The following is a 23755-nucleotide window of genomic DNA, read 5'->3' as shown; positions in this document are numbered from 1 at the left end:
AAACTTCGTTTGCGCTGACGCGACAGGCGGACCAAAGGTCCGCCGAAAGCGGGGAGAGGGCCGGGGTGAGGGGGATGCGGGGGGGATTTGGTGGCGAATGAGGCTGCGCGGTTCTTGGGAATCCTCGCCGCGCGACCCCCTCACCCTAACCCTCTCCCCGGGGGGGAGAGGGGACCCGAAGGGCGGGAGAGGGCGTGTTCATCCATCCTGCGTGACGTCGCCGGCGAACAGGTAGCCCGTGCCGTGGACGGTGACGATCAACCTCGGGTCCGCCGGATCGGTCTCGATCAGGCGGCGCAGGCGGCGGACCAGGCTGTCGATGGTGCGGTCGGTGGCGTCCGTCTTGCGCCGCGTCGTCGCCGTCAGCAGGTAGTCGCGGTTCATCACCCGGCCGGGGTTGCAGACGAAGGTCGACAGCAGCTCGAACTCCGCGCCGGTTAGCCGCACCGGGTTGCCCTGCGGGTCGGTCAGGCGCATGCGGTCGAGCCACAGCGTCCAGCCGGAGAAGCAGCGCCGGCGGTCGTCGCGCTGGTCGCCCGGCGCCTTCAGCCGGCGCAGCAGGTTCCGCACCCGGGCCAGGATCTCGCGCGGCTCGAAGGGCTTCGCGATGTAGTCGTCGGCCCCCATCTCCAGCCCGATGATGCGGTCCAGCTTCTCCGCCCGGCTGCTGACCAGGATGATGCCGATCTCCGACACCGCGCGAAGCTCGCGGGTCAGGGTCAGCCCATCCTGGCGCGGCAGCCGGATGTCGAGCAGCACCACGTCCACCGACGCCGCCGCCAGCAGATCCTTCAGCTCCTCCGCACTTCGGGCCAGCAGGACGTCGAAGCCCTCATCCGTCAGATAGGACTTCAGCGTCTCGCGCGTCACCGCGTCGTCGTCGGTGATGGCAATGGTCGCCGCCATGACCCTCTTGTCCGCCTCTCAGCGCGCCGTAAGCCTCAATGCTCCAGGATCTGGCCCAGGAACTGGCGGGTGCGCTCGCTTTTCGGGTTTTCGAAGAATTCGGCCGGCGACCCGCTCTCGATGATCGAGCCTTCGGCCATGAAGACAATAGAGTCGGCGACCTGCCGGGCGAAGCCCATTTCGTGGGTGACGCAGACCATGGTCATGCCCTCGCCGGCCAGCTCGGTCATGACGTCCAGCACCTCCTTGACCATTTCGGGGTCAAGGGCCGAGGTCGGCTCGTCGAACAGCATGATCTCCGGGCGCATGCACAGGGCGCGGGCGATGGCGACGCGCTGCTGCTGGCCGCCGGACAGCTGGCCGGGGAACTTGTGCGCCTGGTCGGGGATGCGCACCCGCTTCAGGTACATCATGGCGATTTCCTCGATCTCGGACTTCGCCATGCCGCGGACCCAGATCGGGGCCAGCGTCAGGTTCTGGAGCACCGTCAGGTGCGGGAACAGGTTGAAATTCTGGAACACCATGCCGACTTTGCGGCGGATCTTCTCCACCGCCTTGACGTCGTCGGTCAGCTCGATGCCGTCGACGATGATGTGGCCGGTCTGGTGCGCTTCGAGCCGGTTGATGCAGCGGATCATCGTCGACTTGCCCGAGCCGGAGGGTCCGCAGACGACGACCTTCTCACCCTTGCCGATGCTGATGCTGACGTCGCGCAGCGCGTGGTAGCTGGCGTACCACTTGCCGACCTTGCGGAGTTCGATGATGGCGTTGGCGGTCATTTTTCGGTCTCCAGAGCCGGTCAGCGGCGGGTGTAGCGGTTGGCCAGACGCTCCAGCCACTGGCTGTAGCGCGACATGCTGAAGCAGAAGATCCAGAACATCAGCCCGGCGAAGACATAGACCTCGGCGAAGTAGGGGCGCCATTCGGGGTCGGTCGTCGCCACGGTGGCGGCGGTCAGCAGGTCGTACAGGCCGACGATGGTGACCAGCGAGGTGTCCTTGAAGGCGCTGATGAACTGGTTGACGATGGGCGGGATGACGATGCGCAGGGCCTGCGGCAGGACGATCAGCATCGTCTTCTGCCAGTAGCTGAGGCCGAGGGCGTCGGCGGCCTCGTACTGGCCCTTGGGGATCGCCTGGAGGCCGCCGCGCACGGCCTCGGCCAGATAGGCGGCGGTGAACAGCGTCATGCCGGCGAGAGCGCGCAGCAGCTTGTCGACCGTGACGCCTTCCGGCAGGAACAGCGGGAACATCACCGAGGCCATGAACAGCACGCTGACCAGCGGCACGCCGCGCATCGTCTCGATGAAGCCGACGCAGAAGGTGCGGATGGCCGGCAGCGAGGACTGGCGGCCCAGCGCCAGCAGGATCGACAGCGGGAAGGCGAGAGCGATGGAGAAGACCGACAGCATCAGCGTGATCGGCAGCCCGCCCCAACGGTCGTTCGGCACATAGGTGAGGCCGGCGACGCCGCCCCACATCAGCACGCCCATGCCGACCAGCGTCAGCGCCCAGGCGACGGCCAGCCAGGGCCGCCAGAAGGCGCGCACGCCGCTGGCCCCCAGCATCGCCACGAACAGGGCGCAGGCCAGGAAGGGGCGCCACTGCTCGTCATAGGGGTAGGTGCCGAAGAAGATCAGCCGGTGCTTGACCACGATCACCGACCAGCAGGCGCCGGCCGCCTCGCGGCAGGCCTCCGACGAGCCGGACCAGCTGGCGTTCAGCAGCAGCCAGTTCGCCATCGGCGGCACCACCAGCCACAGCAGGAACAGGCAGGCCAGCGTCAGCGCCGTGTTCAGCGGCGTGTTGAAGAGGTTGTCCTTGGCCCAGCCGAAGGGCTTCAGCGCCGTCATGCCGTTGGCCTGCGGCGGGGCGGAGGCCTGGGTCGGCTCCTCTTCATAAGAGGCGGCCCAGCGGGCGGGGGAGACGGGACCGGTGGGGATCGGGGCCTGATCGGCCGGGGAGTGCTTGCTCATCGGGTCACCAGAGCCACGCGGCGGTTGTACCAGTTCATGAAGCCGGAAATCGCGAGGCTGATGATGAGATAGACGAGCATCATCATCGCCACCGCCTCCACCACCTGACCGGTCTGGTTGGCCGAGGTGTTGGAGACGCTGACCAGATCCGGATAGCCGATGGCGACGGCCAGCGAGCTGTTCTTGGTCAGGTTCAGATACTGGCTGGTCAGCGGCGGCACGATGACGCGCAGCGCCTGCGGCAGGATGACGAGGCGCAGGATCTTGCCCGGCGACAGGCCCAGCGCCAGCCCGGCCTCGGTCTGGCCGTGCGGCACGGCGAGGATGCCGGAGCGCACGATCTCGGCGATGAAGCCGGCGGTGTAGACCGACAGGCCGATCAGCAGCGCGGTGAATTCCGGGGTGACCGAGCCGCCGCCCTCGAAGTTGAAACCGGCCAATGCCGGCACGTCGAAGGCCAGCGGGGCGCCGGTGACGATGAAGGCCAGGGCCGGCGGCAGCAGCAGGGCGGCGATGGCGGCCGGCAGGGTCGGGAAGGGCTTGCCGGTGGTCTCGCGGCGGCGGCGGGCGTAGCGGACGACGGCGATGGCGGCGGCGATGCCGGCGACCAGCGCCAGCAGGATCCAGCCATGGCCGGCATGCTCCACCAGGACCGGGAACTTCATGCCGCGGTTGCTGAGGAAGATGCCCGGCAACACCTCCAGCGCCTCGCGCGGGCTGGGGAGCCGGTTCAGGATCGTGTACCAGACCACCAGCTGCAAGAGCAGCGGCACGTTGCGGACCGTCTCGACATACAGGGTGGCGAAGCGGTTCACCATCCAATTGGACGACAGCCGCCCGATGCCGATCAGCACGCCCAGCACGCTCGCCAGCACGACACCGGCGGCCGACACCGCCAGCGTGTTCAAGAGGCCGACCACCAGGGCCGTCAGATAGGTGTCGGAGGCGGAATAGGGCAGGAGGCTCTCGCCGATCTCGAAGCCGGCCTCGCGGTGCAGGAAGCCGAAACCGGTGGCGACGCCGCGGGTGGCGAGGTTGGTCAGGGTGTTGGAGACGAGATACCAGGCGACGGCGAGGGCGCAGGCCAGGAACAGAGCCTGATACAGCCACCCCCGCACGCGCGCGGAATTCAGCGCCTGGACCGGGTTTGTCATGGTGTTGCTCCGTGCGGGGGTGAAAGGCCCTCTCTTCCCCCGGAAGGGGAAGAGAGGGAGGGCGCCCTTACTTCATCGGCGGGGCGTACATCAGGCCGCCTTCGGTGTAGAGGGCGTTCTGGCCGCGCGGCATCTTCAGCTTGGAGCCCGAGCCGACGTTGCGCTCATAGCTCTGGGCGTAGTTGCCGACCTGCTTGATGATGGCGTAGGCCCAGTTCTCCTCGACGCCCAGCGCCTTGCCGTTGCCGGCGGTGACGCCCAGCAGGCGCTTCACGTCCGGATCGGGCGAGGTCATGGCGGCGTCGACGGTCTCCGACGTCAGGCCCTTCTCCTCGGCCTGGACCATGGCGTAGAAGGCCCAGGTGACCAGGTTCATCCATTCCTCGTCGCCCTGGCGCACGGCCGGGGACAGCGGCTCCTTCGAGATCAGCTCGGGCAGGATGACGTAGTCGTTGGGGTTCTGCACCTCGGCGGCGCGGATGGCGGCCAGCTGGGAGGCGTCGGAGGTCAGGGCGTCGCAGCGGCCGGCGAAGAAGGCCTTGTTCAGCTCCTCGTTCTTCTCGATGACGACCGGCTTGAAGGTCATCTTGTTGGCGCGGAAGTAATCCGACACGTTCTGCTCGGTCGTGGTGCCGGGCAGGACGCAGACGGTGGCGCCGTTCAGCTGCTTGGCGCTCTTCAGCCCGAGCTTGGCCGACACCATGAAGCCCTGGCCGTCGAAATAGTTGGTCGGCGCGAAGTTCAGGCCGTTGGCGGTGTCGCGGGTCAGGGTGCGGGTGGTGTTGCGGGCCAGCAGGTCGATCTCGCCGGACTGGAGCGCCGGCAGGCGCTGCTGCGCCGACAGCGGGGTGTACTTCACCTTTTCGGCATCGCCGAACATGGCGGCGGCGACGGCGCGGCACATGTCGACGTCGAGGCCCGACCACTTGCCCTTGTCATCCGGGGCGGAGAAGCCGTACAGGCCCAGGTTGACGCCGCACTGGACGTAGCCCTTCTGCTTCACGCCGTCGAAGGTGGCGCCGGCCTGGGCGGTGCCGGAAATGGCGAGGGCGGAAACGGACAGGGTGGCCGCGATGGCGAGCGCGCTCAGAGGGGACTTCACGGGGCGGGGCTCCTTCAGCCTTGGTGGTTCGTTGGGCGCCGGGGCAGGGGGCTCCGGCCGCCGCATGCCGCCACAATCGCTCCGTGGATTGAACAAAGTGCCCGCCCGTCATGAACGGATGTGGCGAAGATGTGAACAGCTTTGGACAGATGGACTGCGCACGCGGCGAAGGCGATGGCCGGGCTTCGCCCGCCGATGGTCACGGAAGCCTACTGATATTTCACGTGCACGGGCTTCCCCATGCCCTTACAAGCGATGGGTGCCGGTCATATGTGTGCGCCGGGAGTTCTGGGAGTCATGGAGGCAATGGGGTCCGATCGGCCGGTCTGGCAGTGGGTCGCGCGCTTTTCGCTGCTGCGGCACGGTCCGCTGCCGCGCTACGGCGCAGCGCTGCTGATCTTCGTTGCAGCCCTGCTGGTGCGGCAGGCCGCCGACAGCACCCTGCCCACCGGCTTTCCCTATCTCACCTTCTTCCCGGCGGTGATCGTGACCACCTTCATGGCTGGTCGGGGGCCGGGGGTGGCGACGGCGGTGCTGTCCGGACTGGCGGCCTGGTATTTCTTCATTCCGCCCTACCATTCCTTCGCCCTCGATGCCTCGGTCGGGGTGGCGCTGGGCTTCTATGCGGTGGTGGTCGCGGTGGACATCGCGCTGATCCACGGCATGCAGGTGACGCTGGCCCGGTTGCAGGAGGAGCGGGGCCGCACCGCCTCCCTGCTGGAGGCGCAGACCACCATGTTCCACGAGCTGCAACACCGCGTCGCCAACAACATGCAGTTCGTCTCCGCCCTGCTCTCCCTGCAACGGCGGTCCATCGACCGGTCGCCGGACGCCGCGATGGCGGCGCTGGAGGAGGCGGAGCGGCGGCTCGACACCATGGCGCGGGTGCACCGGCGCCTGCACGACCCGCGATCCGGCGACGATTTCGGCAGCCACATCGACGGGCTGTGCCGGGACATGCTGGCGGCGGCCGGCATGTCCGGCGTCACCTGCCGCGTGACCGTGCAGGCGGCACCGCAGTCGCCCGAGCGGCTGCTGGCGCTGGCCATGCTGATCGTGGAGGCGCTGACCAACAGCTTGAAGCACGCCTTCGCCGGCCGCGACGGCGGCACCGTCACCATCGAACTGACCGAGCTGCCGGACCAGCCCGGCCAGCTGCGTCTGCTGGTGGTGGACGATGGAGTCGGCCTGCCGGACGGCTTCGACGTGCAGCGGTTGCCCAGCCTGGGCTGGAAGATCATCCAGAGTCTGGCCGCCCAGCTGTCCGGCCGGCTGAGCCATGGCCCCGCAAATGGCCTTGCCGGCGGCACCGGCACGCGGATCGAATTGCATTTTCCCGCCTGATGCGGCATCTGCACCGACTGAGATCGCGGCTTTTCCGTCGCCATCGGAAGAACTATCTGTGATCTTGCCGGTTGCTGCGGGGACGGGCAGGGGAAAGCAGGGGAGGGATTATGGCGACGCTGAAGGAATTCGAGGACGCATTGAAGGCGTCGGGCAACACGGCCGCGCTGGAGATCCTGGAGTCCCTGCGGGCGCGCGACCGCTCCCAGCGTTCCGTCCGGCCGGCGCGCCGCCTGACCGGGCGCAAGATGACTCCGGAGCTGGCGACCGAGATCCTGCACCTGCACGAGACCACCAACATGACCCAGCAGGAGATCGCCTTCCAGCTGGGGGTGAACCAGGGCCGGGTGAACGAGGTCATCAAACGCCGCAAATGGCTGAGCGAAGACCCTGCCGCCCCGGAGGCGCAGGCCCGCGACCAGGCCAAGCAGCGCGCCAAGGAAGGCGTCGGCATCCCGCCGCGCCGGCCGTCCCGGAAGAAGACGGCGAAGCCCGAGGCCGAGGCGGCACCGGACGTGGCTCCCGCTTTGCCGCCCGAGGTGGTGGCGCCGGTGGAGCCGCAAGTCGAGCCGGCCGTGCAGCCGCCCGTGCCGTCGGCGGAGCCGGAAGTCGTCGTCGCGCCGGAGCCCGCGCCGCCGGTTCCCGTGGAACCGGTCGCCAAACCGCGCGCTGCCAAACCCCGCGCCGCTAAGCCGTCCACTGCCAAGCCGCCCGCTGTCGAACCGCCCGCTGCCGAACCGCCGATGCCGATGGCAGCGCCGGAGTTGCCGCTGGAGCAGCCGGAAGCGGCCAAGCCGAAGAAGGCGCGCAAGCGGGACAAGGCGGCGGAGATGCCGCTGTTCAAGGACCTGCTGTAACGGTGCGTGAAGGCCCTCTCTCCCCGGGGGAGAGAGGGCATAAGCCATGCCCGCCGGTCATTTCGCACCTGCGGAATTAACGGCCTGCGGCGGATTGCCTCAGTGGGGGGTAGGCAAATATCCTGACCCTGACCCTGACCCTGACCCTGACCCTGACCCTGACCCTGACCCTGCCCCGGTTGCTTTCGATTCCCCTGCCGCCGGGCTTTGCATTCCTTGACCCAGCGCGACAGCGGAGAAACGACAATGGCGTCTGCCGGCCATCACGGCGACCTGCGTGCCGAGGCACAGCTGGCCTCGGCCCATCCCGGTCTGGTGCTGCTGGCGCTCGCCATGGGTGGATTCGCCATCGGGACGACCGAATTCGCGACCATGAGCCTGCTGCCCTACTTCGCCAGCGGGTTGGGCATCGACGAGCCGACCGCCGGCCATGTCATCAGCGCCTATGCGCTGGGCGTGGTGGTGGGCGCGCCGGTGATCGCGGTGCTGGCGGCGCGGGTGGCGCGGCGGACCCTGCTGATCGGGCTGATGGCGGTCTTCGCCGCCGCAAATGTTGCCAGCGCCTTTTCGCCCTCCTATGGCTGGATGCTGGCCTTCCGCTTCATGAGCGGGCTGCCGCACGGCGCCTATTTCGGCGTCGCGGCCCTGGTCGCCGCCTCGCTGGTGCCGCCGCAGCGCCGGGCGCAGGCGGTGGCGCGGACCATGCTGGGGCTGACGGTGGCGACCGTCATCGGCGTGCCGATGGCGAACTGGATCGGGCAGGTGCTGGGCTGGCGCTGGGGCTTCGGCGTGGTCGGGCTGCTGGCCCTGCTGACCGTCGTGCTGGTCTGGTTCCTCGCCCCCAACGACCGGCCGCACCCGGATGCCAGCCCGCTGCGCGAACTGGGCGCGCTCAAGCGGCGTCAGGTCTGGCTGACGCTGGGCATCGGTGCCATCGGCTTCGGCGGCATGTTCGCGGTCTACACCTATGTCGCCTCCACCCTGATGGAGGTGACGCAGGTGTCGCCGGCGATGGTGCCGGTCGTGCTGGCGGTGTTCGGGTCCGGCATGACCGTCGGCACGCTGGTCAGCGCCTGGGCCGCCGACCGCGCCCTGATGCCGACCGTCGCCTTCACCCTGCTGTGGAGCGCCGGGTCGCTGGCGCTCTATCCCTTCGCCGCCGGCAATGTGTGGCTGGTGTCCATCGTCGTCTTCATGATCGGCTGCGGCGGCGGTCTCGGCACGCCCCTGCAGGCCCGGCTGATGGATGTGGCGGAGGATGCGCAGACGCTGGCCGCCGCGCTGAACCACAGCGCCTTCAACGCCGCCAACGCGCTCGGCCCCTGGCTGGGCGGCATGGCGATCGCCGCCGGCTGGGGCTGGACCTCCACCGGCTGGGTCGGTGCGGCGCTGGCGCTGGGCGGTCTGGCGGTGTGGGCGGTGGCGCTGCTGGACGACCGGGCGACGGCCAAGCGGGCCGCCAGCCGCGCGGCTGACTCGCTGAAGTCCGAGTCGCTGAAGTCCGAGTCCCGGCTGGCCGAGGCCTGCGCCGGGGACTGACCCCCCGGTATCGTCAGGAAGTCAGCGCCCCCCGGCCACGCTCCAGGCGATGCGTGCCGGATGTTCGCCGAGGTCGAGGGAGCCGATGACGATCTCGCCCCGGCCGGACAGCGGCGCCACGTCGCCCATCTTCAGCAGGCGCTGCTCGCCGGCCTGCGGCACCAGACGGGTGCCGTTGCGGCTCAGATCCTCCAGCGTGAAGACCCCGTCGCGCAGCCGGATCATGGCATGCCGGCGCGAGGCGGAGGCGTGGTCCAGCATGATGCCGCAATCCGCCCCGCGTCCGATCACCAGATCGCCGCCGGCATCGGGCACCGCCACCGTCCGGCCCTGGTAGCTGAGCGTCAGGCGCAGCGCCGGGGCAGGCGGGGCCTGCATGTCGACCGTCATGTCCGTCGGCCGGGCATGCAGTGCGGCTCCGGTCCGCATGCCGGTCACCACGCCGATGCCGGTCATCGACACGCGCTGGTCGTCGGGGATGGCGGCGATCTTGGCGATCAGCCCGTCGGCCAGCGCCCGCGGGATGCCGGCGGCGCGCAGGCGGCGGCCCAGCCCCTCGCGCACCTCTTGGAGCGAGGCGCCGGGAGCGGCCAGCTCCGCCGCGGACTTCACCCGGTTGAATTCGTCGGCGACGCGCTGGATGACGGTGCTGATCTTCTTGTGGCCATAGGCGCTGGCGCCGAGGTCGAGCAGATAGCCGAGCCGCCCCGCCGCCGTGTTGAAACGGCCGGCCAGCCGCGCCATCGTCTCCTCGAAGGGCAGGTCGGTGCCGCCGGTGGCCCACACGGTCTTGCCGCGGCGGGTCAGCGACTCGGCCATGGCCGGACCGCCCATATAGCCGTCGAAGGCGATCATGCCGTCGACGATGGCGGCAAAGGCGCGGGCATCGCTGGCCGCCCCGCTGCGGGTCAGCGGGGTCAGACCGTCCAGCCCGCCGCGGATGCGGTGCAGCAGCGCCTCGCGCGTGCGGGCGAAGCCGAAGCCGGTTCCGTCCGACGCCAGCGCGTTCGACAGCGCCAGCAGCGGTTCGGTGTGGGGCAACCGGTCGTCCAGATCGCCGCGCAGCGCCGCCAGCAAGGCCAGCAGGGCGGAGGCGAGATCGGGCGCATAGCCGATCAGGGCGCGGATCGGCTCCCGCCCGTCGACGATCTCCGCGGAGAATTCATCCACCAGCCGGGTGTTCTCGCCATCGTCCTCCCGGTGGAGGCGGAGGACGGCGGTCAGCTTGGCCCCCCATTCCCGGTGCGGCTCCAGCAGGGTGGCGAAGGCGTGGGTGACGATGCGGTCGCGCTCCTCCACCGGGCGGTCGACGGCGGCCAGCAGCAGGCCGGAAATCCCGCCGCGCATCAGCGCCTGGTCGAAGGGGGCGAGCGTGTCGGATTTCTGGGCGAGATCCTTCAGCGCGGTGAACAGGCGGATGATCTGGTCGTAGCGCTCGTGCGGTTTCACCCCCAGCATCGGCGCCTGGAGGGTGGCGAGCCGGCTGACCGCCGGGTTGAACAGCAGAGCCTCGCGTTCGAAGTAGCGCAACGGATAGTAGCGGTGGAGCTGCTCCGACGGAATGACGCCCTGGTCGTCCCAGTAACCGCGCAGCAGCCGCAGCAGGGTCATCCGGCTGTCGAAGGAGAAAACCTGCAACACGTCGGTGCACAGCGTGGCCGTCTCGATGGGCGAGATGGTCGTCAGCTTGGCGCCGCCGGAGGACGTCTTCTGGAAGATGGTTTCTTCCCGCCCGGTGCCGGTGACCTTCACCACGCGCACCACCGGGAACTTGGCAAGGCGCAGCAGGAAGTTGGCGCGTTCCGTCGCCGACTTCTCGTCTTCGAAGACGCCGTCGATGTTGGGCTTGCCGCCCTGCTCGACCACCACCTCGAAGCGCGCTTCGCGCCGCTTGGACATCGCCATACCGTCCCCCTTTGGCCTGCCGCCCCGGCCTGCCCGTGTCGGACCGCTCTTTTCCGACCGCCGCCCGGCTACGTCCCTGTTCGCGATTCCCGGCGATTTTTTCCCAAAATACTTTATGAAAGCTTCCATCAGAAGCGGAAAGACCCGAACCGTGACCGCAATCCGTCGCTCCGGTAGCCGACCCGATAACCGGCCCGATAACCGCCCTGGAAACCGTCCGATGCTGGGCCGCCGCCCCTTCCTCGGCCTGCTGGGATCGCTGGGCCTGACGGCGGCGTTGGACCCGCTGCCGGTCCTGGCGGCCACCACCAATGGTTTAGAAAGTTCCGCGGTCGGTTATATCCTGTTCGAGCCGGGCAGCGGCACCGTGCTGGAGTCGCGGGCGGCGGACACCCCCTTCATCCCGGCGTCGGTGGCGAAGCTGCCGACGGTGGCGGCGGCGCTGGCCCTGCTGGGGCCGGACCATCGCTTCACCACCCGGCTGCTGGCGACGGGACCGCTGACCGGCGGGGTGCTGCGCGGCGATCTGATCTTGCAAGGCGGCGGCGACCCGGCGCTGGCGACGGAAGGGCTGGTGCAGCTGCTGGGCGGGCTGGCCGCCGCCGGGCTGCGCCGGGTGGAAGGACGGTTCCTGTACGACACGGCGCTGCTGCCCGATCTGGCGGAGATCGACGCCGGGCAGCCCTGGGCCGCACCCTACAACACCGGGGTCGGAGCGCTGTCGCTGAACTACAACCGCGCCCTGCTGAACTGGAAGCGCGGCGGCGCCGGGCCGGAGGTGCTGACGGTCGCCGATGCCGGGCGCCTGCCGCTGGACAGCGTCGCCGCGCGGCCGATGGCCGGGACCGGGGGCTTTCCGCTGCTGCCGGACGGCGCCGACCGCTGGCTGATGGCGCCGCCGGCCGCCGGGGAGGCGGCAGGGGCCTGGGTGCCGGTGGCGCGGCCGGGGCTGGCCGCCGCCACGCTGTTCCGCCGGCTGACCGGCGATGCCGGCATCGCCCTGCCGCTGCCCGAGGTCGGGCGGGCGCCGGCCGGGGCAGCAATACTGGCGGTGCTGGACAGCCTGCCGCTGTCGGAGTTGGCGCGCGGGCTGCTGCGCCATTCCAACAATTTGTCGGCGGAGGTGATCGGGCTGGCGGCCTCGAAGCGGCTGGACCCGTCGGTCGCGACGCTGGAGCGTTCGGCGGCGCTGTTGCAGGGCTGGCTGACGCGGCAGCCGATGGAGACGGGTGGGCAGGCGGCAGGGCAGGTGGCGGCTGGCTGGCGCGGGCTGCGGCTTGCCAACCATTCGGGGCTGGGCACCGGGTCGCGCGCCACGCCGCGGCAGATGGCGGCGCTGCTGCGGGCCGGCGGACCCGCCTTGTGGGAGCTTCTGCCGGGGGAGGAGGATGGCAAGGCGCTGCCCTCCGGCGTCCATGCCAAGACGGGCACGCTGGCCTATGTAAAGGGGCTGGCGGGACTGTTGACGACGGCCAGCGGCCGGCGGCTCGGCTTCGTCCTGTTCATCGCCGATCCGGCACGCCGGGCGGCGCTGGACGCCGCGCTCGACCGCCGTGTGACCGCCATTCCGGCGGAGGCGCGCGGCTGGGCCGCCGCCGCCCGCAAGGTGCAGGACGAGACGCTGGGACGCTGGGTTCTCACCTATTGACTGAGATAGGTCATAGGACAGAAGATAGCCCGACCGGTAAAATGCAGATCAAAGTCGATTCGATGAGAAATCGATTTGAGAAAAGCCGTGCCTGCGTCGATTGATCGCGGGCCTATCCGGACCATATGCGTCGGCAACCAGCAGCGAGAGCCCCCGACCCGATGATGACAGACCGTTCCGCCACCTCACCCGCGCGCAACGTCCTGCGCCGCCGGCTGGAACGTCAGGATGTGGCCGCCAACCGCTATCACGACCGCCGGCTGGGGGCGGAGGTGGTCAACATCGTCGTCGGCGGCTGCGTCGTCACCGACGACCCGAACGTCGTTATCACCACCACGCTGGGCTCCTGCGTCGCCGCCTGCCTGTACGATCCGATGGCGGAGATCGGCGGGATGAACCATTTCCTGCTGCCCGACGCCGGAAGTGACACGCTGTCGCTGTCGTCGCGCTATGGCGCCACGGCGATGGAGCATCTGATCAACCGGCTGCTGGCCGTCACCGGCCGGCGCGACCGGCTGCGCGCCAAGCTGTTCGGCGGCGCCAACGTCAACCTGAACACGCTGCGCACCGCCAACATCGGCCAGCGCAACGTCGAGTTCGTCATGGAGTATCTGGCGACGGAGGGCATCCCCACCGTCAGCTGGGACGTCGGCGGCGCCACCCCGCGCGCCGTCCGCTTCTTCCCCACCACCGGCCGCAGCCAGCGCCGGCTGATCGGCGGCGAGACGCTGCACGAGATCGCCCGCAACGAGTCGTCCTACATGGAGCATCTCGGCCGGACGCGGATCGAAGGCGACGTCGAGCTGTTCTGATAGGCTCGACCGGGGGTGCGCCCGCTCGCCGCGCGCTCCCACCCCGCCGTCCTTCCGCGGAGCCCTTCATGGCCGACACGCTGTTCCGGATCGCCACCTTCAACCTGGAAAACCTGGACGACGATGCCGACGAGCCGCCCTTCGAGGCGCGGATCGCCACGCTGCGCCCGCAGCTGGAACGGCTGGAGGCCGACATCCTCTGCCTTCAGGAGGTCGACGCCCAGCATCCGGTGAAGAGCGAGCCGCGCATCCTGCGTGCGCTGACCCGGCTGCTGGAGGACACGCGCTATGCCGGCTACCACGTCACCGCGGGCGACGCCGCGTCGCCGGCCGACCGCCACAATCCGGTGATCGTCAGCCGCTGGCCGATCCGGGTGGCGAGGCTGCTGCGCCATCATCTGGTGCCGCCGGCCCGCGTGCGGCTCGCCACCGCCGATCCGGCGGCGGAGGGGGAGACGGAGGTCGGCTGGGACCGGCCGGTGCTGCATGCCGAAATCGAGATGCCGGACGGCCGCATCCTGCATGTGTTCGACCTGCATCTGCGGGCCCCCATCGCCGCGCCGGTGCCGGGGCAGAAGGCCGGCGCCCAGATCTGGAAGACGGCGGCCGGCTGGGCCGAGGGCTTCTATCTCGCTTCGATCAAGCGGGCGGGGCAGGCGCTGGAGACGCGGATGGCGGTGGACCGGCTGTTCGACGCCGATCCCGACGCGCTGATCCTGGTGGCCGGCGACTGCAACGCCGATCTGGAGCAGACCGCCGTCCGCATCATCCGCGCCGGGCCCGACTTCACCGGCAATGCCGAGCTTGCCAACCGCGTGCTGGAGCCGCTGGAGCAGGCGATCCCGGAGGAGCGGCGCTACACCGTGCTGCATGGCGGCACGCCGGTGCTGCTCGACCATCTGCTGGCCTCGCCGCGGCTGACGGAGTTGCTGCACGACGTGGCGATCCACAACGAGGAGCTGACCGACGAGGTCGAGCACGCCGACGAGCCGTCGCCGGTCAGCTACCATGCGCCGGTGGTGGCGGGTTTCGTGCTGTAGGGCACAAACGGCTGGAGCACACGGGGCTCACACGGTGGGAACCGTGCCGCCATCGATGACGTATTCCGTGCCGGTGATCGTTCCGGCACGGTCGGACGCGAGGAAGGCGATCAGGTTCGCGACGTCTTCCGGTTTGGATGGCCTGCCGATCGGAATGCCGCCGAGCGAGTCCATGATGATCCGCTTGCCGCCTTCGTAATCGGTGCCGGCCTCCTTCGCGAGCCGCTCGGCCAGCCCTACCGACGCCTCGGTCTCGATCCAGCCGGGGGACACGCGTACCACGCGCACGCCCTTGGGTGAGATCTCCTTGGAAAGGCTCTTGCTGTAGGTCGAGAGCGCGGCCTTCGCGGCGGCATAGGCCGTCGTCGCCTCCGGCAGCGGCAACTGGCGCTGGATGGAGGTGACGTGGATGACCGCGCCGTGGCCCTGCGCCACCATCGCCGGCACGAGTTCGCGGTCGATCCTGACGGCGGGCATCAGGTTGAGATCGAGTTCCCTGGCCCACTCCGCGTCGCCCAACGCCGCGAAGCCGCCCGCCGGAGATGACGAGCCGCCCAGCATGTGGACGATGACGTCGACCCCGCCCAGCCGCTCGCGCACCGCGGCGGCGAGCGTGGCGCAGCCCTCCGCGGTGGTGAGGTCGGCCCCGACAAACATCTCCTCGCCGAGCGTGTCCGGCCGGGACCGGGCGCTGGTCAGCACGCGGGCGCCGAGCTCGCGGAACAGGGCGACGGTGGCCGCACCGGCTCCCCGCGTGCCGGAGGTGATGAGCGCTCTTTTGCCTTCAAGACTGATGAACCCGGTCATGGGGCGATCTCCAGCCCGGCAATCCGCCCGCTCTCGATCCGGAACGCGAAGACCAGCGTGGCGGGACTGCCGGGGAATTGCCCGGACACCTTTGCACGGACCTTGGCGACCCCGTCCGTCTCGGACAGTTCAAGCGGTTCGATCACATGGGCGTACTTGGCCTTCGCCGCATGCCACCACGCATCGATGGCGTCGTGGCCGGAATGGGACCCCCCTTCATCCCTGACGACCGCGTCGGGCGCGAAGGCGGCGAGCAGTGCCGCGCCGTCGCACCTGCGGTCGGCATCGATGTAGGCCAGGATCGGTGCAGGGAGTGTCATCGTGCTGTCTCCTGATCGGGATGTCTTCTGTCCTTTCAAGATGAGCGTGGACATCGGTTTCGATAATCAGGATAAAATGGGATGTCGAATTTCGTTTTGCGGGACAATGACGCGGGCTGACCTGAACGATCTCGACGCCGTTTTCGCCATTGCGCGCAGGGGCTCGTTCCGTGCCGCGGCACTCGATCTCGGCATGTCCACGACCGCACTCAGCAACGCCGTCAGGAAGCTCGAGGCGGAACTGGGCGTCCGTCTGTTCAATCGGACGACGCGGAGCGTCTCGCTCACCGATGCCGGACGGCTGTTCGTCGAGCAGGTCGGTCCGGCGTTGCAGGATGTCCACGGCGCCCTGGAAGCCGTGCGGTCGCAGCAGACGACGCCGTCGGGCACGCTTCGCATCAATGCGTTCGCGATGGCGGCCCGTGAAATCCTCTCGCCGCTCGTTCTCGAGTTCCTCCGCCGGAATCCGCAGGTGCATGTCGATCTCGTCACCGAGGGGCGGCTGGTCGACATCGTCGCCGAAGGATTCGATCTGGGTGTCCGGGTGGCCGACCTCGTGCCCAGCGACATGATCGCGGTTTCCCTGGGCCGCCCGCAGCGATATGCCGTCGTCGGCTCGCCGTCCTATTTCGAGGGCCATGAGAAGCCCCGTGTCCCGCCCGACCTGCTCAACCACCCCTGCATCCGTGTCCGCCTGCCGAACGGGGCCCTGTATCGCTGGCAGTTCGAGAAGGACGGGCAGGCGACGCAGATCGACGTGCGCGGACCGATCACCCTGGACGAGGCCAGTCTCGCACGGACCGCCGTCCTGGAAGGCATCGGCCTCGGCTTCTTCATGGAGCAGGACGTGCGTGGCGACATCGAGGCGGGCCGCCTCGTCCGTGTGCTCGACGGCTGGACCCCGGTGCGTGCCGGGCTCTGCCTCTACTATCCCGGACGGCGCAATCCCTCGGCTGCCCTCAGGGCGTTCATCGGCCTCGCCCGTGAACTCGGCGCGAAGCCGGGTGCTTCGCCTTGAACCCATCGCCGCGTTCGGCCACTTGGCCGGACATGGTGCTGGATTCGGGGGCGCAACTGGTGGACAACAGCGTCTTCGGGATTTTTGCGGCGCTGCGCTCCGGTTGAGAGGGCCAACGCCATTCAGCAGGTGTGATTTGGGAGACAGCATGTTCACTGCCGCCAGCTTCCGCGTCGGCGACCGCGTGACCATCCGCAGCGGCCAGTCCATTCCGCAATCCATCGCCACGGTGGAGCGCTACACCGAAGGAGGGCGCTGCATGGTGCTGTCCGACGGCAGCGAGTGGCGCGCCGACGGCCGCCGGCAGTGGAGCTTCCGCGGCGGCTATTACAAGGGTCCGGTAGTCGAGCCGTTCGAGCAGGGCGACGACGAGTTCGTCGCGCGCCGCCGCGTTATCGGCGCGCTGCGCAAGTTCGGGGACAGCCTGACGATGGACTCGGCCCTGAGCACCGAGGCCTTGCAGCGGATCCTGGATGCGGCGGAGAAGGAAAAGGCGGCGGTGAAGAAGTAGGCTCTTCACCGAATCGAACAGCAAAAAAGCCGGCGGCCCCTTGCGGGATCGCCGGCTTTTTTCATCTCGAACCGGTCACTCAGCCGCGATGGACTCGCGGGCGGGTTCCTCGGCCGGCACGGTGCGGATCAGGTGGTCGAAGGCGGCGAGCCCAGCCTTGGCACCCTCGCCCATGGCGATGACGATCTGCTTGAACGGCACCGTCGTCGCGTCGCCGGCGGCGAACACGCCGGGCAGCGAGGTCTGGCCGCGGTTGTCCACCTCGATCTCGCCGCGCGGGGTCAGGGCCAGCGTGCCCTTCAGCCACTCGGTGTTCGGCACCAGGCCGATCTGCACGAAGATGCCTTCCAGATCGACCCGCTTCAGCTCGCCGCTATTGCGCTCCTTGTAGGACAGGCCGACCACCTTGTTGCCGTCGCCATGCACCTCGGTGGTCTGGGCCGACAGCAGAACGGTGACGTTGGGCAGGCTGTGCAGCTTGCGCTGCAACACCGCGTCGGCACGCAGCTGGCTGTCGAACTCGATCAGCGTGACGTGCGAGACGATGCCGGCGAGGTCGATGGCCGCCTCCACACCGGAGTTGCCGCCGCCGATCACCGCCACGCGCTTGCCCTTGAACAGCGGTCCATCGCAGTGCGGGCAGTAGGCGACGCCCTTGTTGCGGTATTCCGCCTCGCCCGGCACATTCATCGAGCGCCAGCGGGCGCCGGTCGACAGCACTACGGTGCGGGACTTCAGCGAGGCGCCGCTCGCCAGCTTCACCTCGATCAGGCCGCCTTCCTGCGTGGCCGGCACCAGGGCGGTGGCGGTCTGCAGGTTCATCACGTCGACCTCATAGTCCTTGACGTGCTGTTCCAGCGCCGCGGCCAGCTTCGGCCCCTCGGTATGCGAGACCGAGATGAAGTTCTCGATCGCCATGGTGTCGAGCACCTGACCGCCGAACCGCTCGGCCGCCACGCCGGTGCGGATGCCCTTGCGGGCGGCGTAGATGGCAGCCGCGGCGCCGGCGGGGCCGCCGCCGATCACCAGCACCTCGAAGGGCGCCTTGGCCTTGATCTTCTCGGCGGCGCGGGCGACGGCGCCGGTGTCCAGCTTGGCGACGATCTGCGCCACGTCCATCCGGCCCTGGGCGAAGGGCTCGCCGTTCAGGAAGACGGTGGGGACGGCCATCACCTGACGCTGCTCGACCTCCTGCTGGAACAGCGCGCCGTCGATGGCGACATGCTTGATCCGCGGGTTCAGCGCGCTCATCAGGTTCAGGGCCTGGACCACGTCCGGGCAGTTCTGGCAGGACAGCGAGAAATAGGTCTCGAAGCGGAAATCGCCGTCGAGGGTGCGGATCTGCTCCAGCAGCTCCTCCGACTCCTTCGACGGATGGCCGCCGACCTGGAGCAGGGCCAGGACCAGCGAGTTGAACTCGTGCCCCATCGGCAGGCCGGCGAAGGCGACGCCGATGTCGCTGCCGTCGCGCTTGATGGCGAAGGAGGGCCGGCGGGCGTCGGCGCCGTTGCGGTCCAGCGTGATCTTGCCGGACAGCGAGGCGATGTCCTCCAGCAGGCCCAGCATCTCCTGCGACTTCGCACCGTCGTCCAGCGACGCCACCAGGGTGATCGGGTGGGTGATGCGCTCCAGATAGGCCTTCAACTGCGTCTTCAGATTGGCGTCCAGCATGGCTTTCGTTCCCAACGTCTCGTGTCCGGGGCGGATCGCCTGCGTGGTGTCGCGGCGGTCCGGGCGGAGCAAATTGTGGCCCGAGCAGGAAGAGCCGGTCGGGCGGGCGGTCTGGTTTTGAAACAGCGGAGGGTTCGGAACGTCATCGTCCTCCCCGCGCAGGCGGGGATCCAGATTTTGAAAGGTCTGCGACAAAACGCGCCTGGATGCCCGCCTTCGCGGGGATGGGGAAACCGATGACGGAACCCGAACCGGGGGGCTTCTGAAAGCCGGCCCGTAACAACCTGCCTTGCGGCCGGCCCCCTTGCTTCATGGGGACCGATCAAGGGTACTCGTTTTCAAAACCCGCGGGAGCGGGGGTGGGGACCGGCCGGAGCCGGCCCCCGATCCGTGGTTTCCCTGTTAAGGGAAAGCCTTAGATCTTGCCGACGAGGTCGAGCGACGGGGCGAGGGTCTTCTCGCCTTCCTGCCACTTGGCCGGGCAGACCTCGCCCGGATGGGCGGCGACGTACTGCACGGCCTTGATCTTGCGCAGCAGTTCCTTGGCGTCGCGGCCGACGCCGCCGGCGGTGATCTCGACGATCTGGATCTTGCCGTCCGGATCGACGACGAAGGTGCCGCGGTCGGCCAGACCGACTTCCTCGATCAGGACCTCGAAGTTGCGGCTGATCGCCAGCGTCGGGTCGCCGATCATGGTGTAGCCGATCTTGCCGATGGCCGGCGAGGTGTCGTGCCAGGCCTTGTGGCAGAAGTGGGTGTCGGTCGAGACGCTGTAGACCTCGACGCCCAGCTTCTGGAATTCGGCGTAGTTGTCGGCCAGATCTTCCAGCTCCGTCGGGCAGACGAAGGTGAAGTCGGCCGGGTAGAAGAACACGACCGACCACTTGCCCTTCAGGTCGGCGTCGGTAACGTCGATGAACTTGCCGTTCTTGTACGCGGTCGCCTTGAAGGGCTTAATCTCGCTGTTGATCAAGGACATTTGTGTTCTCCGATGGATGCGATGATTGGTTGTCGCCCCAATCCCTGGCCGTTGGCCCCGGCCGGTGGCCGTGACATGCCCGACTTAGTGCGGCGCACCGGGTCGAACAAGAGGGCCTGCCGTGTGGCCAGTGTGCGGGGCGATGTTCCCTGTGTCCCGTTGACCCGTGGAGGAATACGGGAAATCTGTGATCAAGAGAAGTAGAAAATACCAATTGAACTGATCGATAAATCCGATTACATAACCGGGCATGAAACCGCTCCCCACCCTGCGCCAGCTCCGCTATCTCGTCGCCGTCGTCGACCGCTGCCATTTCGGGCAGGCGGCCGAGGCCTGTCTCGTCAGCCAGTCGACGCTGAGCGCCGGCTTGCAGGAGCTGGAGGATCTGCTGGGCGCCACGCTGGTGGAGCGCACGCGCCGTTCCGTGCTGCCGACGCCGCTCGGCCGCGAGATCGCGGAGAGGGCGCGCCAGCTTCTGAAGGGGGCGGAGGAGCTGGTGGACATCACCCGCTCCGCCGCCGACCCGATGTCGGGCGCGCTCCATCTCGGGGTGATCCCGACCATCGGCCCCTTCCTGATCCCCCGCGTGATGCCGGCCCTGCGCGAGAGCTTCCCGCGGCTGCGGCTCTATCTGCGCGAAGACCAGACGGCGCGGCTGCTGGAGCAGCTGAACGCCGGCAAGCTGGACGCGGCGCTGCTGGCCTTGCCCTACCCGATGGGCGATCTGGAGACGGAGGACATCGCCGAGGACCGCTTCTCCTTCGTCTGCCCCACCGGGCACCGGCTGGGCGTCGGCGATCCGGCGCAGCCGGTGACGGTGCCGTCGGAGGATCTGCTGCTGCTGGAGGACGGGCACTGCCTGCGCGACCACGCCATGGCGGCCTGCGCGCTGGACGCCACGCCGCACAACACCGCCTTCCAGGGCACCAGCCTGCACACGCTGGTGCAGATGGTGGCGAACGGGCTGGGGGTGACGCTGCTGCCGCAGATGGCGGTCGATTCCGGCATCCTGCGCGGGCTGGATCTGGCGGTACGCCCGCTGGCCGGCGACCGGCCGGGACGGCGGATCGCGCTGGCCTGGAGGAAAACCTCGGGGCGGAAGGAAACCTTCCAGCGGCTGGCCGAAGCGCTCAGGACGGAGATGACGGCGAAGGACGGCTGACGGAGCGGTGGCGAAAGATTCGCTTGGTCCCGCGGGTGCGAGGTGGTTTAAACGGGACGGTTTTTCGCCCGTTCACTCCGCTTTCGGGACACCCAGCGTCATGTCCACCACCGCCACCAATACCGCACCCCTGTTCGACCGCGTCGCCATCGTCGGCATCGGTCTGATCGGCTCGTCCCTGGCGCGGGCGCTGGCGGAGTATGGGATCGCGCGGCAGGTGGTCTGCACCGACCGCAGCGCCGTGGCTTGCGCCAAGGCGCTGGAACTGGGCATCGTGGCGGAGGCCTCCACCGATCCGGCCGCCGCACTGGCCGGCGCCGATCTGGTGGTGCTGTCGACCCCGGTCGGCAGCTATGCCGCGGTGGCCGAGGCCATCGGGCCGCTTTTGCGCCCTGGGACCATCGTCACCGATGTCGGCTCGGTCAAGCAGGCGACCCTGCGCGACGTCGGGCCGCATCTGCCCGACGGCGTCCATCTGATCCCCGGCCATCCGGTGGCGGGCACCGAGCATTCGGGGCCGGAGGCCGGCTTCGCCACGCTGTTCCAGGGCCGCTGGTGCATCCTGACCCCGCCGCCCGGCGCCGACCGCCACGCGCTGGAGCAGGTGACCGAGCTGTGGCGCCGCGTCGGCTCCACCGTCGAGATCATGGAGGCCAGCCACCACGACCGCGTGCTGGCCATCACCTCGCACCTGCCGCACCTGATCGCCTACACCATCGTCGGCACCGCGTCGGACCTGGAGGAGGACACCAAGTCCGAGGTCATCAAATTCTCGGCTGGTGGCTTCCGCGACTTCACCCGCATCGCCGCCAGCGATCCGGTGATGTGGCGCGACGTGTTCCTGAACAACCGCGAGGCGGTGCTGGAAATCCTCCAGCGCTTCACCGAGGACCTGACGGCCTTGCAGCGCGCCATCCGCTGGGGCGAGGGGGAGCAGTTGCAGGACCATTTCACCAAGACCCGCGCCGTGCGCCGGGGAATCATCGACGCCAAGCAGGCTTAAAACGCCTTCTCCCCGAAGGGGAGAGGGAAACGCACACCGGCGGTTTCATTCCTGCCTGTTAAGACGCCCGCAACGCTCCCAGGAAGCCGTCGACCTCCTGGCGCATCCGGCCGGCGTCGTCCTGCACCGTGTCCACTGAGCGCACCATCACGCCGCTGGCCCGTTCGGCGGACGCGGCGGCGGAGGTGACGGCGGCGATGTTGTCGGAGACGGTGCGGGTGCCGTCGGCGGCGTCCTGGATGTTGGCGGCGATCTCGCCCACCGCGGCGGTCTGCTGTTCGACCGCGGCGGCGACCTCGCTGGAGATCTCGTTCAGGCGGGCGATGGTGCGGGTCACGGCACCGATGGTGTCGACCGCGGTGCCCGACGCGCTCTGAATCTCGGCGATGCGCGCCTGGATTTCGGCGGTCGCCTTCGCCGTCTGGCCGGCGAGCTGCTTCACCTCGCTCGCCACGACGGCGAAGCCCTTGCCGGCCTCCCCGGCGCGGGCCGCTTCGATGGTGGCGTTCAGCGCCAGCAGGTTGGTCTGGCCGGCGATGCCGGAAATCATCTCCACCACCTTGCCGATCTCCTCCGCCGCCTCGGCGAGGCTGCCCATCACCGTGGTGCTGCGTTCGGCGTCGCGGGTGGCATCGGCGGCGATGCCGGCGGAATCGGCGACCAGACGGGCGATGCCGGTGAAGCTGGCCGACAGTTCGGCGGTGGCGGCGGCGACGCTGTCGACATTGGCCGAGGCGCGGCCGGCGGCCGACGACACCGCGTCGGAATGGCGCGCCGTCTCGGCGGCGCCCTCGGCCATCGCGGAGGATGCGGCGGCCATCTCGGCGGTCGAATTCGACAGTGCCTCGACCAGCCGCTTCACCGTCGCCTCGAAGCCGTCGGCGAGCGTGCGCAGTTCGCGCCGGCGCTCCTCGGCGGCGGCGGTCTTCAGCCGTTCCTGCTCCTGCTGGAGGCGTTCGGTGTCGAGCATGGTGTCGCGGAAGACGCGGGCGGCGGTCGCCATGCGGCCGATCTCGTCGCGGCGGCCTTCTTCGAAGGTGGCGGTGAAGTCGCGGGCGGCCAGCCGCTCCAGCGAACCGGCGACATCGAGGATCGGGCGGGAAATGCCGCGCACCAGCACGGCGCCGAAGCCCAGCGCCAGCAGGGTGCACAGCGTCACCCCGCCCAGCACCATGCCGTGGGCGCTGCTGTAGACCGCCGCCCCCTGGTCGGCGACGGCGCCGGCATCGGCCATCGTGCTGTCCACCAGCGCGTCGAGCGCCTCCTGCACGCGGGCGAAGGCGACGGCGCTGGGACGCTTGAAGACACTGACGGCGGACTGGGCGTTGCCGTCGCGGGCCTGGCCGCGCACGCGGTCGGCCGCGGTGGCATAGGCGGTCCAGGCCTCGTCGAAGGCGGCCAGCCTTGCGGCGCCGTCGCCGCCGGTGAAGCGGGTACCGGCTGCCTGACGGCGCGTTGCAACCTCGGTCACCGCATCGGTCCAGCCCTTTTCCGCCTGGTTCACCTGCATCTCGTTGGTGGCGAGCGCATAGGCGGCTTCGGCGATGCGGTGGCTCTGGGCGGCGGAGGTCAGTTGACCGGCCAGCTGGGTCGCCGGCAGCGAACGGCTGCGCATGGTTTCGGCAGCATTGTTTAGGATTTCAAGCCGGCTGAGCGTGAAAATTCCGAAGGCGCCGGCCATCACCACAGTGCCCAGCACCGCGACGATGATCTTGGCACGGATGGTCAACTGTCCGAATGCTCGAATTTTAGCCATTTTGCCCGCATCCCCGCCAAACCCTCGGCAAGAACCTTGTCCACCCGAAGGTATTATTCGACCCTCAACCTTACTAATCCGAATGTTTAAAATTATCAACGCGGAAGGTGAGTGAATTCGTCGGAAATCCAGGGTGTCGGGCAATGGTCACAGGCTGCCAGTCGAATGGGGCGTGAAGGAAGCCCGAAAACGAAACGGCCGTCGCACCCGGTTGGTGCGGTGGCCGTTTCGGGATCGTCCGAGGAT

21 protein-coding genes are annotated in these 23755 nt (G+C 68.9%); 10 read left to right on the top strand and 11 right to left on the bottom strand.

Annotation, left to right across the window (positions count from 1 at the left end; genetic code table 11):
* Positions 1-198: 198 nt before the first annotated feature.
* The 5 genes from ABNQ39_RS32305 to ABNQ39_RS32285 all read right to left on the bottom strand — a co-directional run bounded on the left by ABNQ39_RS32305 (position 199) and on the right by ABNQ39_RS32285 (position 5137).
* Positions 199-906: a response regulator gene (locus ABNQ39_RS32305; RefSeq protein ID WP_098735879.1), complete on the bottom strand. Its 708-nt coding sequence runs from the start codon at positions 904-906 to the stop codon at positions 199-201.
* A gap of 35 nt (positions 907-941) precedes the next feature.
* Positions 942-1685 (bottom strand): amino acid ABC transporter ATP-binding protein, encoded by a 744-nt coding sequence (locus ABNQ39_RS32300; protein ID WP_012977697.1) that lies wholly within the window; start codon positions 1683-1685, stop codon positions 942-944.
* Between the two features lie 20 nt (positions 1686-1705).
* Positions 1706-2881 carry an amino acid ABC transporter permease gene (locus ABNQ39_RS32295; RefSeq protein ID WP_376966243.1) on the bottom strand — a complete coding sequence of 392 codons (1176 nt, stop codon included), beginning with the start codon at positions 2879-2881 and terminating at the stop codon, positions 1706-1708.
* On the bottom strand, positions 2878-4035 hold the full coding sequence (locus ABNQ39_RS32290; protein WP_376966241.1) for an amino acid ABC transporter permease: 1158 nt from the start codon (positions 4033-4035) through the stop codon (positions 2878-2880). The genes ABNQ39_RS32295 and ABNQ39_RS32290 overlap by 4 nt, the downstream gene beginning before the upstream one ends.
* Before the next feature lie 67 nt (positions 4036-4102).
* Positions 4103-5137, bottom strand: coding sequence for an amino acid ABC transporter substrate-binding protein (locus ABNQ39_RS32285; RefSeq protein WP_376966239.1), 1035 nt, complete (start codon positions 5135-5137; stop codon positions 4103-4105).
* Between the two features lie 306 nt (positions 5138-5443).
* Here ABNQ39_RS32285 and ABNQ39_RS32280 point away from each other — a divergent pair, with 306 nt between their 5' ends.
* From ABNQ39_RS32280 to ABNQ39_RS32270, 3 genes are all read left to right on the top strand, one after another.
* A complete protein-coding gene (locus ABNQ39_RS32280) occupies positions 5444-6481 on the top strand; it encodes a sensor histidine kinase (RefSeq protein WP_376966237.1) in 1038 nt (345 codons plus the stop codon).
* A gap of 110 nt (positions 6482-6591) precedes the next feature.
* Positions 6592-7338: a hypothetical protein gene (locus ABNQ39_RS32275; protein ID WP_376966235.1), complete on the top strand. Its 747-nt coding sequence runs from the start codon at positions 6592-6594 to the stop codon at positions 7336-7338.
* 246 nt (positions 7339-7584) lie between these two features.
* A complete protein-coding gene (locus tag ABNQ39_RS32270; RefSeq protein WP_376966233.1) occupies positions 7585-8877 on the top strand; it encodes an MFS transporter in 1293 nt (430 codons plus the stop codon).
* Positions 8878-8898: 21 nt separating this feature from the next.
* On the opposite strand, the gene ABNQ39_RS32265 is transcribed toward ABNQ39_RS32270, so the two are convergent.
* On the bottom strand, positions 8899-10782 hold the full coding sequence (locus ABNQ39_RS32265) for an FHA domain-containing protein (protein ID WP_376966231.1): 1884 nt from the start codon (positions 10780-10782) through the stop codon (positions 8899-8901).
* A 220-nt stretch (positions 10783-11002) separates the two neighbouring features.
* On the opposite strand from ABNQ39_RS32265, the gene ABNQ39_RS32260 reads away from it, so the two are divergent.
* From ABNQ39_RS32260 to ABNQ39_RS32250, 3 genes are all read left to right on the top strand, one after another.
* Entirely contained in the window at positions 11003-12430 is a 1428-nt protein-coding gene (locus tag ABNQ39_RS32260; protein WP_376966229.1) for a D-alanyl-D-alanine carboxypeptidase/D-alanyl-D-alanine-endopeptidase, read from the top strand.
* A gap of 161 nt (positions 12431-12591) precedes the next feature.
* Entirely contained in the window at positions 12592-13242 is a 651-nt protein-coding gene (locus tag ABNQ39_RS32255) for a chemotaxis protein (RefSeq protein WP_376966227.1), read from the top strand.
* A 68-nt stretch (positions 13243-13310) separates the two neighbouring features.
* The gene (locus tag ABNQ39_RS32250; protein WP_376966225.1) at positions 13311-14282 is read left to right on the top strand and encodes an endonuclease/exonuclease/phosphatase family protein; all 972 of its coding nucleotides are present in this window, start codon (positions 13311-13313) and stop codon (positions 14280-14282) included.
* A gap of 27 nt (positions 14283-14309) precedes the next feature.
* Here the strand turns inward: ABNQ39_RS32250 and ABNQ39_RS32245 are convergent, their stop codons facing one another.
* Together ABNQ39_RS32245 and ABNQ39_RS32240 are read right to left on the bottom strand one after the other, a co-directional pair.
* Entirely contained in the window at positions 14310-15089 is a 780-nt protein-coding gene (locus ABNQ39_RS32245; protein ID WP_376966223.1) for an SDR family oxidoreductase, read from the bottom strand.
* Positions 15086-15409 (bottom strand): nuclear transport factor 2 family protein, encoded by a 324-nt coding sequence (locus tag ABNQ39_RS32240; protein ID WP_376966221.1) that lies wholly within the window; start codon positions 15407-15409, stop codon positions 15086-15088. The genes ABNQ39_RS32245 and ABNQ39_RS32240 overlap by 4 nt, the downstream gene beginning before the upstream one ends.
* A 1-nt stretch (position 15410) precedes the next feature.
* Between ABNQ39_RS32240 and ABNQ39_RS32235 the strand changes: the two genes are divergently transcribed.
* Both ABNQ39_RS32235 and ABNQ39_RS32230 read left to right on the top strand, forming a co-directional pair.
* Entirely contained in the window at positions 15411-16427 is a 1017-nt protein-coding gene (locus ABNQ39_RS32235) for a LysR family transcriptional regulator (RefSeq protein WP_376966219.1), read from the top strand.
* A gap of 148 nt (positions 16428-16575) precedes the next feature.
* A complete protein-coding gene (locus tag ABNQ39_RS32230) occupies positions 16576-16938 on the top strand; it encodes a hypothetical protein (RefSeq protein ID WP_376966217.1) in 363 nt (120 codons plus the stop codon).
* 75 nt (positions 16939-17013) lie between these two features.
* Here the strand turns inward: ABNQ39_RS32230 and ahpF are convergent, their stop codons facing one another.
* Together ahpF and ahpC are read right to left on the bottom strand one after the other, a co-directional pair.
* Positions 17014-18609, bottom strand: a complete 1596-nt coding sequence (ahpF, locus tag ABNQ39_RS32225; RefSeq protein ID WP_376966215.1) for an alkyl hydroperoxide reductase subunit F — start codon at positions 18607-18609, stop codon at positions 17014-17016.
* A gap of 415 nt (positions 18610-19024) precedes the next feature.
* On the bottom strand, positions 19025-19588 hold the full coding sequence (ahpC, locus tag ABNQ39_RS32220; protein ID WP_042697589.1) for an alkyl hydroperoxide reductase subunit C: 564 nt from the start codon (positions 19586-19588) through the stop codon (positions 19025-19027).
* A 250-nt stretch (positions 19589-19838) separates the two neighbouring features.
* Between ahpC and ABNQ39_RS32215 the strand changes: the two genes are divergently transcribed.
* Both ABNQ39_RS32215 and ABNQ39_RS32210 read left to right on the top strand, forming a co-directional pair.
* Positions 19839-20750 (top strand): hydrogen peroxide-inducible genes activator, encoded by a 912-nt coding sequence (locus ABNQ39_RS32215; protein ID WP_376966213.1) that lies wholly within the window; start codon positions 19839-19841, stop codon positions 20748-20750.
* A 100-nt stretch (positions 20751-20850) separates the two neighbouring features.
* Entirely contained in the window at positions 20851-21753 is a 903-nt protein-coding gene (locus tag ABNQ39_RS32210; protein ID WP_376966212.1) for a prephenate/arogenate dehydrogenase family protein, read from the top strand.
* Positions 21754-21811: 58 nt separating this feature from the next.
* Here the strand turns inward: ABNQ39_RS32210 and ABNQ39_RS32205 are convergent, their stop codons facing one another.
* Positions 21812-23482: a methyl-accepting chemotaxis protein gene (locus tag ABNQ39_RS32205; protein WP_376966210.1), complete on the bottom strand. Its 1671-nt coding sequence runs from the start codon at positions 23480-23482 to the stop codon at positions 21812-21814.
* Between the last annotated feature and the right edge of the window lie 273 nt (positions 23483-23755).

The organism is Azospirillum sp. A26 (assembly GCF_042604635.1).
GTDB lineage: Bacteria > Pseudomonadota > Alphaproteobacteria > Azospirillales > Azospirillaceae > Azospirillum > Azospirillum palustre.
This window is presented reverse-complemented; position numbering and strand designations above follow the sequence as displayed.

Excerpts from the sequence above, each read along its gene's own strand:
- ABNQ39_RS32305 (WP_098735879.1), bottom strand. The coding sequence starts at position 906 with ATGGCGGCGACCATTGCCATCACCGACGACGACGCGGTGACGCGCGAG.
- ABNQ39_RS32300 (WP_012977697.1), bottom strand. The coding sequence starts at position 1,685 with ATGACCGCCAACGCCATCATCGAACTCCGCAAGGTCGGCAAGTGGTAC.
- ABNQ39_RS32295 (WP_376966243.1), bottom strand. The coding sequence starts at position 2,881 with ATGAGCAAGCACTCCCCGGCCGATCAGGCCCCGATCCCCACCGGTCCC.
- ABNQ39_RS32290 (WP_376966241.1), bottom strand. The coding sequence starts at position 4,035 with ATGACAAACCCGGTCCAGGCGCTGAATTCCGCGCGCGTGCGGGGGTGG.
- ABNQ39_RS32280 (WP_376966237.1), top strand. The coding sequence starts at position 5,444 with ATGGGGTCCGATCGGCCGGTCTGGCAGTGGGTCGCGCGCTTTTCGCTG.
- ABNQ39_RS32275 (WP_376966235.1), top strand. The coding sequence starts at position 6,592 with ATGGCGACGCTGAAGGAATTCGAGGACGCATTGAAGGCGTCGGGCAAC.
- ABNQ39_RS32270 (WP_376966233.1), top strand. The coding sequence starts at position 7,585 with ATGGCGTCTGCCGGCCATCACGGCGACCTGCGTGCCGAGGCACAGCTG.
- ABNQ39_RS32265 (WP_376966231.1), bottom strand. The coding sequence starts at position 10,782 with ATGGCGATGTCCAAGCGGCGCGAAGCGCGCTTCGAGGTGGTGGTCGAG.
- ABNQ39_RS32260 (WP_376966229.1), top strand. The coding sequence starts at position 11,003 with ATGCTGGGCCGCCGCCCCTTCCTCGGCCTGCTGGGATCGCTGGGCCTG.
- ABNQ39_RS32255 (WP_376966227.1), top strand. The coding sequence starts at position 12,592 with ATGATGACAGACCGTTCCGCCACCTCACCCGCGCGCAACGTCCTGCGC.
- ABNQ39_RS32250 (WP_376966225.1), top strand. The coding sequence starts at position 13,311 with ATGGCCGACACGCTGTTCCGGATCGCCACCTTCAACCTGGAAAACCTG.
- ABNQ39_RS32245 (WP_376966223.1), bottom strand. The coding sequence starts at position 15,089 with ATGACCGGGTTCATCAGTCTTGAAGGCAAAAGAGCGCTCATCACCTCC.
- ABNQ39_RS32240 (WP_376966221.1), bottom strand. The coding sequence starts at position 15,409 with ATGACACTCCCTGCACCGATCCTGGCCTACATCGATGCCGACCGCAGG.
- ABNQ39_RS32230 (WP_376966217.1), top strand. The coding sequence starts at position 16,576 with ATGTTCACTGCCGCCAGCTTCCGCGTCGGCGACCGCGTGACCATCCGC.
- ahpF (WP_376966215.1), bottom strand. The coding sequence starts at position 18,609 with ATGCTGGACGCCAATCTGAAGACGCAGTTGAAGGCCTATCTGGAGCGC.
- ahpC (WP_042697589.1), bottom strand. The coding sequence starts at position 19,588 with ATGTCCTTGATCAACAGCGAGATTAAGCCCTTCAAGGCGACCGCGTAC.
- ABNQ39_RS32215 (WP_376966213.1), top strand. The coding sequence starts at position 19,839 with ATGAAACCGCTCCCCACCCTGCGCCAGCTCCGCTATCTCGTCGCCGTC.
- ABNQ39_RS32210 (WP_376966212.1), top strand. The coding sequence starts at position 20,851 with ATGTCCACCACCGCCACCAATACCGCACCCCTGTTCGACCGCGTCGCC.